We start from the raw sequence: 11,652 nt of genomic DNA, 5'->3' as shown, positions 1-11,652 counted from the left end.
TTGCAGCAGTTGGACATGGAGTCCAACGGCAAGTCGGTGGACCGGGACGGGAATCCGGTGGAGTGGCAGACCGGCCCGGTGGTGTGGGGCACGCCCGGCACGAACGGGCAGCACGCCTACTACCAACTCATCCACCAGGGCACCAAGTTGATCCCGGCGGACTTCATCGGCTTCGCCAACCCGGTCGGCGAGCTGAGCGAGGCGCTGAAGGCGCAGCACGACCTGCTGATGGCCAACTTCTTCGCCCAGACACAGGCGTTGGCGTTCGGCAAGACACCCGACGAGGTGCGCGCCGAGGGGGTGGCGGAGGAGCTGGTGCCGCACAAGACGTTCCAGGGCAACCACCCCACCACCACGATCCTGGCCCGCGAACTGACCCCCTCCGTCCTGGGCCAGCTCATCGCGCTCTACGAGCACAAGGTGTTCGTCCAGGGCGCGATCTGGAACATCGACTCCTTCGACCAGTGGGGCGTCGAACTGGGCAAGGTCCTCGCCAAGCGCGTCGAACCCGCCCTCACCGAAGGCGCCGACGTGCCGGGCCTGGACGCGTCGACGACAGCCCTTGTGGCCACTTACCGCACTCTCCGCAATTCCCAGGATTCTCAGGAAGTGAACTGACATGCAGCTCGGACTCATCGGTCTCGGCAAGATGGGCGGCAACATGCGCGAGCGGATCCGCCGCGCCGGCCACACCGTCATCGGCTACGACCGCAACCCCGAGGTCTCCGACGTGAGCGACCTGGCCGAACTGGTCGAGAAGCTCGAAGCCCCGCGCACGGTCTGGGTGATGGTCCCGGCCGGCGCCCCGACCCAGTCGGTCGTCGACGAGCTGGGCGAGCTGCTCCAGCCCGGCGACACGGTGGTCGACGGCGGCAACTCCCGCTGGACGGACGACGAGAAGCACGCCGAGGAGCTGGGCGCCAAGGGCATCGGCTTCGTCGACGCGGGTGTCTCCGGCGGCGTGTGGGGCCTGCAGAACGGCTACGCCCTGATGGTCGGCGGCGACGCCGAGAACATCGCGAAGGTGCAGCCGGTCTTCGACGCGCTCAAGCCCGAGGGCGACTTCGGCTTCGTGCACGCCGGCAAGGTCGGCGCCGGGCACTTCTCGAAGATGGTCCACAACGGCATCGAGTACGCCATGATGCAGGCCTATGCCGAGGGCTGGGAGCTGCTGGAGAAGGTCGACTCCGTCACGGACGTGCGCGAGGTCTTCCGGTCCTGGCAGGAGGGCACGGTCATCCGCTCCTGGCTGCTCGACCTGGCCGTCAACGCCCTTGACAGCGATGAGCACTTGGACAAGCTCAAGGGCTACGCGGAGGACTCCGGCGAGGGCCGCTGGACCGTCGAGGCCGCCATCGACAACGCCGTGCCGCTGCCCGCGATCACGGCCTCCCTCTTCGCGCGCTTCGCGTCCCGTCAGGACGACTCGCCGCAGATGAAGATGGTCGCGGCGCTGCGCAACCAGTTCGGCGGCCACGCCGTCGAGTCGAAGGAGTAGCGCGCCGTGGGGGATCTTCTGCTGGTCCGCCACGGTGAGACGGAGTGGAGCGTGTCGGGCCGGCACACCAGTTGGACCGACCTGCCCCTGACCCCGCACGGCGAGGAACAGGCCAAGTCCCTCGCTCCGCTCCTCTCGGGCCGGACCTTCGCACTCGCACTCACCAGCCCGCTCGACCGCGCGATACGCACCGCCGAACTCGCGGGCATCACCGGGGCCGCACCCGACCCCGACCTGCACGAGTGGGACTACGGCGGCTACGAGGGTGTCACCACCGTCGACATCCACCGCACCCGCCCCGACTGGTACCTGTGGACAGACGGCGTGCCGCCGGGGCCCGCCGGACACCCCGGCGAGTCCCCGGACGAGATCTCCGAGCGAGTCGACCGGGTGCTGAAGCGGGTGGACAGCGCGCTCGTGGACGGTGACGTGGTCCTGGTGGCGCACGCCCACTTCCTGCGCGTCCTCACCGCACGCCGGCTCGGCCTGACGGCGGCGGACGGCCGGCTGTTCCAACTGGCGACCGGCACCGTCAGCCGCCTCTCCACCGAGCACGACCGTCCCGTGATCGCGGAGTGGAACACCCGCCCGTAACTGCACAACACCACGGCCCGGACCGCGCGTTGGCGCACGGTCCGGGCCGTCGCCGTCCCTGGGCCCACGACACCAGTCGGACTAAAGTCGCCTGTTGATGGAGATCAACGAGCTGACAGCGGCCGAGGAACAGGTCTGGCGGGCCTTCCCGTTGGGCGAGTCCGTGGACTTCCGTACGGCGGAGGACGAGGACGTGGCGGACGGCCGCGACTGGGGGCCCGAACGGACCGTCCGCGCCGAGGTGTTGCGGGCCCTGCTGCTCAACGGGCCCCAGGAAGCGGGCGAGATAGCCTCCCTGAGTCTGGCGGGCGCCCGGATCACCGGCATGCTCGACCTGCAGTACGCGACGATCGACCACCCCGTCCGGCTGCGCTACTGCCACTTCGACGAGGCGCCCCGCTGCTATGCCGCCCGGCTGCGTGAACTCAACCTAGGCGACTCGGTCCTGCCCGGGCTCACCGCCCACGCCATGCGGGTGGACGGCGTACTGCGGCTGACCCGGGCCCGGTTCCACGGCCTGGTGCGGCTCGCCGGGGCGAAGATCGCCGGGAGCCTGTACCTGGAGGGCGCCGAGATCACCGCGCCGGACGCGGATCAGCCGGTGCTCCAGCTCAACCAGGCGGCCGTGGGCGACGACCTCCGGGCGACCGGGCTGCGCACCCGGGGTCAGATACGGCTCAGCGGCGCGAGCGTCGCCGGGTCGGTCAACCTCAACGACGCGCACCTCTCCAACCCCGGGGACTCAGCCATCGACGCCGAAGTGCTCGTCGTGGAGGGCAACATCGTGTTCCGGGAGGCCCGGGTGGAGGGCTGGATCGGTCTGCGCGGAGCCCGGATCTCGGGCCGGCTCGACCTGTCGTACACCACCCTGTCCAACCCCGGCGGTCCGGCGCTGCTGGCGAGCAGCACCACGATGGGGGAACTCTGGCTGCGCGAGAGTCCGCCCGTCGAGGGGGGTGTCGTGCTGCGCAACGCCCAGATCGACGTCCTGCTGCTGGACCCGAAGGTGCTGGGGGACCAGGTCTTCCTCACCAGTCTCGCCTACACCACGCTCATCCCCCACGAGCCCGCCGAACGCCGGCTGACCATGCTGGAACGCGACGGAGACGGCTATGTCCCGCACGCCTACGAGGAGTTGGCCGCCGCCTACCGCCGCGTCGGCGACGACAACGCGGCCCGCTTCGTCCAACTCGCCAAGCAGCGCCGCCTGCGCCGCACCCTCCCGTGGTACGGCCGTATCTGGGGCTACGTCCAGGACGCCACCGTGGGCTACGGCTTCCGCCCGCTGCGCGCCTGCGCCTGGCTGCTCTCACTGCTGGCCATCGGCTCCGTCGCCTACGGCCTGCACCACCCGCACCCGCTCAAGGCGTCCGAGGCACCGCACTTCAACCCGGTCTTCTACACCCTCGACCTGCTGCTGCCGGTGATCTCCTTCGGCCAGGAGGACGCGTTCGCCCCGGCCGGCTGGTACCAGTACCTCGGCTACGGCCTGATCATCACCGGCTGGATCCTGGCCACGACCGTCGTCACCGGCGTGACCAGGACCGTCAGCCGCCAGTGAGACGGTTCGCCGTGTGCTGGGCGGCGAGGCGCACCGGCGCGTTGGCGGCGCCGTAACCTCGGTAGTCGCCGTCGCGCTGGACGAGTTCGAAGAAGACCCGCCCGATCGTGCGGGTGTAGCAGTGCCGGAACTCGCCGTCCGTGTCCCGGTCGTAGAGGATGCCGAGGTCCTGGTACGTCTCCAACTCGCCCTCGGCGAAGTCGAATCGGGCCGCGAGGTCGTCGTAGTAGTTGGCGGGCATCGGCAGCAACCGGCCGCCGGACGCGCGGAACCGGCCGGCCGCGGCGACCACGTCGTCGGTGGCCAGGGCGATGTGCTGGGCGTGGGCGTCGTCCTCGGTCGGGGCCGCGCCGACGCTGAGCGCGATCCGGACGGCGCCGTCGGGGGTGGTGACGGCGCGGCTGCGCAGCAGGCCGTAGGGGTCGGCGACGTCGACGCTCTCCTGGGCGTGGAGTCCGAGGACGCTGCGGTGGAAGAGGGTCGCCTCGTCGAACTGGTGCCAGGGCTGGGTGAGGGCGAGGTGGTCGATGCCCTGGACGCCTGTCCCTGCGGGCGGTTGCCCTGGGATGTCGGTGAAGTCGGCCCGCCAGCCGGGGAGTTCTGGGGTGTCCGGGGCGCAGAAGAAGAGTTCCGTGCCGTCCGGTGCGGCGACCGCTTCGAGCGGGGCGTCCTCGGGTGCCCGGCGGCGGGGCAGGACGGGCGCGAGGAGTGCCTCGGCGCGGCGGGCGGCGCCCTCCGGGTCGGGCGACTCCAGGCCGATCGCGGCGAGGGCGGTGCCGTCCCGTCGTAGCGCGGGGCCGGTGTTGACCAGGACGCGGGCCGCGCCCTGCTGCCACAGGTCGACCGGTTTGCTGCGGTGGCGGGCCGTGCGGGCGAAGCCCAGGGCGCCGAGCAGCGCCGAGACGGGTTCCGCGTCGGGTGTGACGAGTTCGGCGAAGGCGATGCCCGTGGGGACGACGGGGGCGGGCGGCCGCGAGAGGCCGACCGTTTCCTGGAGGACGAGCAGCGAGCGGCGTGCGTCCACCGCCGTGGGGCCCGCTTCCGCCTGCCGGAACACGTCGTTGAAGATCTCCAGCGAGAGCGGGCCGTCGTAGCCCGCGCTCAGGACGTGCCGCAGGAGTCCGGCGACGTCGAAGCCGCCCTGCCCGGGGAAGCAGCGGTAGTGGCGGCTCCACTGGAGGACGTCCATCGCGAGCAGCGGGGCGTCGGCGAGCTGGAGGAAGAAGATCTTCTCGCCGGGGATGTCCTGGATGCCCTTGGGGTCGGAGCCCCGGGAGAGGATGTGGAAGCTGTCGAGGCAGGTGCCGAGCGCGGGGTGGCCGGCCGTCTCGACGATGCGCCAGGCATGGTCGTACGTGCTGACGTGACGTCCCCAGGCGAGCGCCTCGTAGGCGACGCGGACGCCGAACTCCTGGGCGACGTCGGCCAGTTCGCTGAGCTGTGCGGCGGCGAGGGCGTCATCGTCCTGGGCGCGGGGGGAGACGCTGGAGCAGACGAGGACGGTGTCGGTGCCGAGCCTGCGCATCAGCTCGAACTTGTGCCGGGCGCGGCGCAGGTTGCGGGCGAACTCGGCCTCGGGGACCGCCTCGATGTCCCGCATCGGCTGGTAGAGGTCGATCGTCAGGCCGAGGTCGGCGCAGCGGGCGCGGATCTCCTCCGGAGCGAGCGGGCAGGCCAGGAGGTCGTTCTCGAAGATCTCGACGCCGTCGAAGCCGGCCCGGGAGGCGGCGGTGAGTTTCTCGGTGAGGGAGCCGCTGAGGGAGACGGTGGCGATGGACGTACGCATCGGTGTACCTCTCAAGGTCGCTGCGGGCACGGCTACTTCGGGGCGGGCACGGCACCGGCCAGGTCCGCGATGTCGGCGAGCATCCGCGCACTGTCGGGCTCACGCCCGGTGAACAGGCGGAACGCGTCGGCCGCCTGGAAGACCGCCATGCCGCCGCCGTCGAGGGTGGCACAGCCCAACGCTCGGGCGGTGCGCAGCAGTTGGGTCTCCAGGGGGCGGTAGACGACCTCGGCGACCCACAGTCCGGGGTGCAGCAGCTCGGCGGGGAAGGGCAGTCCGGGATGCGCCGCCATCCCTGTCGGGGTGGCGTGCACGACACCATGGGCCGACCTGAGCAACTCGCCCAGCCGGTCCGGTGTGGCGGCGGCGGCACGGCCCGCGCCGAAGTGCCGGTTCAGGGCTTCGGTGAGATCGACGGCCCGGTCGGCCAGCGCGTCGACGACGGTGACCCGCTCGGCGCCGAGGGTGAGCGTGGCGTGCGCGACCGCCGCGCCCGCGCCGCCGGCGCCGAGTTGGACGACCCGTTCCATGGGCGCGTCGGGCAGTCCCCGCGCGAAGGAGGCCGCGAAGCCGGTGACGTCCGTGTTGTGGCCGACCGCGCGGCCGTCCGCGCCGAGGACGACGGTGTTGACCGCACCCAGCGCCTCGGCCTGCGGAGCGAGGGCGTCCAGGTGCTCGATGACGAGCCGCTTGCACGGGTGGGTGATGTTGAGCCCGTCGAAGCCCAGGTCGCGGGCAGCGCGCACCAGCTCGCCCACCGCCTCCGGCCCGACGCCGAGCACGTCGATGTCGATCAGCCGGTACAGGTACCGCAGACCCTGTCGGTCGGCCTCGCGTTCGTGCAGGGCGGGGCTGAGCGAGGGGCCGATACCGGAGCCGATCAGTCCGACGAGATACGAGTCCCTGGCCACATGGACCTCCCGAGCGCCACAATGTACGAACTAGTACGTTAGCTATATCAGCCGTGACGTCCTCGGGGAAGACGTGGGCGGCGTCGCCGGTCCCGCCTTCTACAATCTGCGGCACCGGCCGTACTCCCGAAGGAACCCGATGACCAGCGTCGAAGAACCGGCACGACCCGGCGGGCGGATCCGTGACGCCGCCCGCACCAGGGCCGAGATCCTCGACGTGGCGACCCAGGAGTTCGCACGGGCCGGCTACGACGGCGCCCGCGTCGACGAGATCGCCGCCCGCACCCGCACCACCAAGCGGATGATCTACTACTACTTCGGCGGCAAGGAGCAGCTCTTCACGGCGGTCCTGGAGCGGGCCTACGGCGTGATCCGCGAGGCCGAACAGGGGCTGGACGTCGAGCACCTGGACCCGGTCGCGGCCATCCGGCGGCTCGCGGAGGTGACCTTCGACCACCACGAGCGGCACCCGGACTTCATCCGCCTGGTGAGCATCGAGAACATCCACGGGGCCGAGCACATCGCCGCCTCCGAGAAGCTGGGGAGGATCGGCTCGCCCGCACTCGACGTGATCCGCCGCATCCTGGAGTCCGGACAGGCGTCCGGCCTGTTCACGGCCGATGTGGACGCCGTCGACCTGCACGCGATGATCAGCTCCTTCTGCTTCTTCCGGGTCGCCAACCGGCACACCTTCGGCGCCCTGTTCGGCCGCGACCTGGTCGCGGCGGACCGGCGCGAGTACTACCGGGCGATGCTGGGCGACATGGTGATCGCCTATCTGACGGCGGAGCGGGCGAAGGACTGACGCGCCACCGAGACCACTCGGCGGCACCCCTTGACACCCGGGAAACGTGGGCGCAACATCCCTACCCACCGAGACTAACTACCCAGTGGGTTAATTAGCCGCACATCCTGCGGCGTCCCCCGGCGTCCTCGTGCCCCCGTCACCGCTCACTCCGCCCACGGTGGAGTTTCCCCGAAGGAGCAAGCCGTGTCCGTCCCCGCCAAAGCCGTCGGGCAGCCGAAGAAGGCGGCCGCCGCCGCGTGGATCGGCAGCGCCCTGGAGTACTACGACTTCTTCATCTACGGCAGTGCCGCCGCGCTGATCTTCCCCAAGATCTTCTTCGACGACTCGGACCCCGCGACGGCGACCCTGCTCTCCCTGGCGACCTTCGGGGTCGCCTACGCGGCCCGGCCGGTCGGAGCGCTGTTCCTCGGGCACTTCGGTGACCGGGTGGGCCGCAAGAAGGTCATGATCTTCACGCTGCTGCTGATGGGCCTGTCGACGTTCCTCATCGGCTGTCTGCCGACCCGTGCCCAGGTGGGCTCTCTCGCCCCGGTCCTCCTCGTCCTGTGCCGGGTCCTCCAGGGCATCTCCGCGGCCGGCGAGCAGGCGAGCGCCAGCTCCATGACACTGGAGCACGCGCCGGCGGACCGGCGCGGTTTCTTCACCAGCTTCACGCTGGGCGGCACCCAGGGCGGCCAGCTCATCGCCACCCTCGTCTTCCTCGCCGTCGCCCAACTTCCCGACAAGCAGTTGATGTCCTGGGGCTGGCGCGTCCCGTTCTGGGCGAGCGTCCTGGTCGCGGTCGCCGGCTATTTCATGCGCCGCAAGCTCCAGGAGACCCCGGCCTTCGCCCGGCAGGCGGCCACCGAGGGTGTCGTGAAACTGCCCCTCGTGGTGCTGCTGCGCGAGCACTGGACGGACGTCCTGCGGGTGATCGGGGGCGCGCTCATCGCCTCCGTCTCCACGATCTTCACGGTCTGGGCGCTGGCCTACGCGACCAGCGACTCCGTCGGCATGTCCCGCACATCGATGCTCTGGGTGGGCGCCCTCGCCAACCTCGTCGCCCTCGCCGCGATCCCCCTGTGGGCCACCCTGTCCGACCGCATCGGCCGCCGCCCGGTGTACCTGATCGGCGCGGTCGGCAGCGCGATCACGATGTTCCTCTACCTCTGGGCGATCTCCACCGGCAACTACGCCCTGACGCTGGTGCTGGGCATCGTGGCCTTCGGCGTCGTCTACAGCGCCGCGAACGGCGTGTGGCCCGCCTTCTACGGCGAGATGTTCTCGACCCGCGTCCGGCTGTCCGGCATGGCCATCGGTACGCAGATCGGCTTCGCCGTGGCGGGCTTCGCGGTCACCTTCGCCGCGCGGATCGCGGGCCCCGAGGGCACGGACTGGTCCTCGGTGGCGCTGTTCACAGCGGCTCTGTGCGTCCCGCCGGTCATCGCAGCCCTTTCGGCCCGCGAGACCCACACGGTTCCGACGGAGCACCTCGGCACGCGGTCGCCGCGGGAGGCCGCACAGCCGGAGACGGTGACGGCCTGAGGACGGTGCCCGCTCGTGAGCCCTCGGGTGCCGGACGCCTCATGCTGTAGTGAGCGGCTGAACTCCGTCTTGTTCCAGGCGAGTTAGGCGATCGCCGTGGCGCATCAGGATCGACCTACGAGTTGGACCACGCCCGCGTGCGCAGCACCAGCCGATACCCGTCCGGGTCCTCGATCGTGATCCCCCACTCGTTCCAGTACGGGTTGGGGGACGGCACCCGCTTGCCGCCGTGGTGCTCAAGGCGGGTTACCAGGTCCTCCGGTACCGGGCCGTCGACGTAGATCACGAGGAGGTCCTCCTCCGTGGGGCGTGGCTCGATCGGGGTGCCGGGTTCGTGGACGAGTTCCAGGTGCCAGTCGGCGTCGGGCCAGCCGAGCATCAGCAGGTCGTGTTCGCCGGGTTCGATGCCGCCCTCGGTCCGCCACAGGACAGCGAGCCCGAGGCCGTCGGACCAGAAGCGACCGGCCACGGCGAGGTCCCGGGACGGGCGGGCGATCCTGATGCGGCTGCGGCCGTTGACGGGCATCGTGACCTCAACTCCCCTGCTCCTGAACTGCGGTGACAGGTCTCGCAGCCTAGGCGGGCACCGGTCGCCGGACCATCGGCCATCCGTCCTGCGCCTCATGTCCTAGGACCGTCATCCGATGCTCACCCCCCGTTGACAGTTGACGTTTCGCGCAAGAACATCGGCCGGAACGAGCAGAAAAGAACAGCGCTGCTGCACGGCAACACCATGACTCTCCCGTCTCCCGCGGAAGGACCCGAGTGGTGCGCATCTTTTCCCGCAACTTCGGCTGCCTCCTCGCGACCGCGCTGACCGTTGCCTTCCTGCCGTCGACGGCCCACGGCACCCCAGTGAGCGCCCCGGCCGTGCCGACGGTTTCCGCCTCCTCCACCCAGGTCTCCCTCCACGTCCCGCCGACGCACACCTCCCCCGGCTACTCCGTCACCGTGCCGACCACCGGCCAACTCACCCTGACCACCAGCAGATCGGGCCGCACCGTCCTCGCCACCGCCGCCGACGCCCTGCGTTTCAGATCCGGCCCCGACGACACCTGGCAGCACGCGACCGCCCTCACCGGCTGGAGCTGGCGCACCGGCGTACTCACCCTCACAGCCGAGACCACACTCACCGGCACCGAGATCGAGGCACGGCTCATCCCGACCGCCGACCGCTACCAACTCGATTGGGAGGTAAGGGGTGTTGAGACGACGGAACTCGGCCTCGACTACGACCTCTCCCGCTCCGGCCACTGGTACGGCCACGGCGAGACCAGCACCCCCTCCGGCGGGCCGTACACCGACCAGCCGTGGCCGCTGGACGCCGGGCAGGTCGAGCAGCCGGACTTCGGCCCGGCCTCGTACCAGATGGTCGATCCCTTCTGGTACACGGAGAGTTCGGCCGGTCTGTACGTCGACACCGGCGACACCATGGACGTCTCCCTCAACGCCGGCCAGGACGGACTGGGCCGCTTCGGCGTCGACTCGGGCGGCACCTACAAGGCCACCGTGTTCGTCGAGTCGACCCCTCGCGCGGTCTACGACGACTACATCGGCATCGTCGGCAAGCCCCGCCAAAGTGACGCGACGTACGAGCAGTTCGAGAAGCCGCTGTGGAATTCGTGGGCGCAGTTCTACACCGGCGTCGACCAGGAGAAGCTGCTCGCCTACGCAACCGCCCTGCACGACAAGGGACTTGGTGGCCACACCGTCCAGCTCGACGACAAGTGGGAGTCGAACTACGGCAACATGACCTTCGACCCGAAGGCCTACCCCGACCCGAAGTCGATGTCGGACCAGATCCACGTCCTGGGCTACGACTTCGGTCTCTGGGTCACCCTCTGGATCAACCTCGACTCCACCAACTACCAGTACGCGGCAGACCACGACTACCTCCTGCACGACGCGGCCGACCCGACGAAGCCCTGCACGGTCACCTGGTGGAACGGCACAGCCGGAATCGTCGACCTCGGCAACCCGGCGGCGAAGACCTGGTACCAGGGCAACCTGAAGACACTGATGGACAGTTACGGTGTCGACGGCCTCAAATTCGACACCCGCTTCTTCGACGACCACTGCGCCCCGCGCGCAGGCCACACCCGCACCGACTACCAGCGGCTCGGCTCCCAACTCGCCGACTCCTACGACCTCCAGGGCGCCGGCATCCGCGTCCACTGGGGCAGCGCCGCGCACCAGGCCGGGTTCGTCGTCCGCCAGATGGACAAGGGCACCGGCTGGAACTCCCTCCGGGCGTCCGTCTCCCAGAACCTCGCCCTGTCCACCATCGGCTACCCCTTCGTCGAGACCGACATGATCGGCGGCTCCGACGGGCAGCCCCCGCCGACGAAGGAGGTCCTCGTCCGCTGGGCGCAGTCGGCGTCGTACATGGCGCTGATGTACGCCTCGACGTCCCCGGCCGGCCCGACGGATGTGACGACCCGTCAGGAAGTGTCCTACGACGAGCAGACCGTCGCCCTGTACCGCGAGGCGATCGCCCGCCATGAGCGGCTGGCGCCGTACATTTGGGACCAGGTGCGGCGCACACTCCGGACCGGTGACCCGATCGTGCGGCCGCTGTTCTTCGACTTCCCTCAGGACAGGGCGAGTTACACGATCACCGACGAGTGGATGCTGGGCCCCGCGATTCTCGCGGCCCCGAACCTCACCGGGTCGGCCGCTCGTGACATCCACCTCCCGGCGGGCACGTGGTACGACACCGTCCGGAGTACGACAGTACGGGGACCGGTGACACTGAAGTCGTACGCGACTCCGCTGACCGTCACCCCCGCCTTCGTGAACCTGCGCGCGCGGGGCGCCGACAAGGCGCTCGCCGCCCTGCGCCGCCAGTAGGGGCCCCGCGCGCACCGGCCGATTTCAGGGGCGGCCGGTGCCGCCCGGCCCGGGGCCCCAGTGGGTGCCCCAACAAAACCCCGCCAAATAAACCAGGGAGGGGCGGGAACAACCGGCAGA

Annotated in this window: 9 protein-coding genes and 1 pseudogene; 7 read left to right on the top strand and 3 right to left on the bottom strand. The window is 70.3% G+C overall.

The features are described from left to right. The 4 genes and pseudogenes from ABZT04_RS45315 to ABZT04_RS45300 all read left to right on the top strand — a co-directional run. Positions 1 to 618, top strand: a pseudogene (locus tag ABZT04_RS45315) (glucose-6-phosphate isomerase); the annotation flags it as partial. 1 nt (position 619) lies between these two features. Then, positions 620 to 1,498 carry a phosphogluconate dehydrogenase (NAD(+)-dependent, decarboxylating) gene (gene gnd / locus ABZT04_RS45310; protein ID WP_356066406.1) on the top strand — a complete coding sequence of 293 codons (879 nt, stop codon included), beginning with the start codon at positions 620 to 622 and terminating at the stop codon, positions 1,496 to 1,498. A 6-nt stretch (positions 1,499 to 1,504) separates the two neighbouring features. Next, on the top strand, positions 1,505 to 2,092 hold the full coding sequence (locus tag ABZT04_RS45305) for a histidine phosphatase family protein (RefSeq protein WP_356066404.1): 588 nt from the start codon (positions 1,505 to 1,507) through the stop codon (positions 2,090 to 2,092). Positions 2,093 to 2,189: 97 nt separating this feature from the next. Further along, a complete protein-coding gene (locus ABZT04_RS45300) occupies positions 2,190 to 3,653 on the top strand; it encodes a membrane-associated oxidoreductase (protein ID WP_356066407.1) in 1,464 nt (487 codons plus the stop codon). On the opposite strand, the gene ABZT04_RS45295 is transcribed toward ABZT04_RS45300, so the two are convergent. After that, the gene (locus ABZT04_RS45295) at positions 3,640 to 5,439 is read right to left on the bottom strand and encodes a TIM barrel protein (protein ID WP_356066402.1); all 1,800 of its coding nucleotides are present in this window, start codon (positions 5,437 to 5,439) and stop codon (positions 3,640 to 3,642) included. The two genes, ABZT04_RS45300 and ABZT04_RS45295, sit on opposite strands and share 14 nt — an antisense overlap. A gap of 32 nt (positions 5,440 to 5,471) precedes the next feature. Then, positions 5,472 to 6,350 carry a shikimate dehydrogenase gene (locus ABZT04_RS45290; protein ID WP_356066399.1) on the bottom strand — a complete coding sequence of 293 codons (879 nt, stop codon included), beginning with the start codon at positions 6,348 to 6,350 and terminating at the stop codon, positions 5,472 to 5,474. A 139-nt stretch (positions 6,351 to 6,489) separates the two neighbouring features. Between ABZT04_RS45290 and ABZT04_RS45285 the strand changes: the two genes are divergently transcribed. Then, on the top strand, positions 6,490 to 7,155 hold the full coding sequence (locus tag ABZT04_RS45285) for a TetR/AcrR family transcriptional regulator (protein ID WP_356066397.1): 666 nt from the start codon (positions 6,490 to 6,492) through the stop codon (positions 7,153 to 7,155). 186 nt (positions 7,156 to 7,341) lie between these two features. After that, positions 7,342 to 8,682 (top strand): MFS transporter, encoded by a 1,341-nt coding sequence (locus tag ABZT04_RS45280; RefSeq protein ID WP_356066395.1) that lies wholly within the window; start codon positions 7,342 to 7,344, stop codon positions 8,680 to 8,682. A gap of 115 nt (positions 8,683 to 8,797) precedes the next feature. Here ABZT04_RS45280 and ABZT04_RS45275 read toward each other — a convergent pair whose 3' ends face one another. Next, positions 8,798 to 9,208 (bottom strand): VOC family protein, encoded by a 411-nt coding sequence (locus tag ABZT04_RS45275; protein WP_356066393.1) that lies wholly within the window; start codon positions 9,206 to 9,208, stop codon positions 8,798 to 8,800. Positions 9,209 to 9,450: 242 nt separating this feature from the next. On the opposite strand from ABZT04_RS45275, the gene ABZT04_RS45270 reads away from it, so the two are divergent. Next, positions 9,451 to 11,532: a glycoside hydrolase family 31 protein gene (locus ABZT04_RS45270; RefSeq protein WP_356066390.1), complete on the top strand. Its 2,082-nt coding sequence runs from the start codon at positions 9,451 to 9,453 to the stop codon at positions 11,530 to 11,532. Positions 11,533 to 11,652 lie beyond the last annotated feature (120 nt).

The organism is Streptomyces sp. NPDC005492 (genome assembly GCF_040605995.1).
Lineage (GTDB): Bacteria > Actinomycetota > Actinomycetes > Streptomycetales > Streptomycetaceae > Streptomyces.
This window is presented reverse-complemented; position numbering and strand designations above follow the sequence as displayed.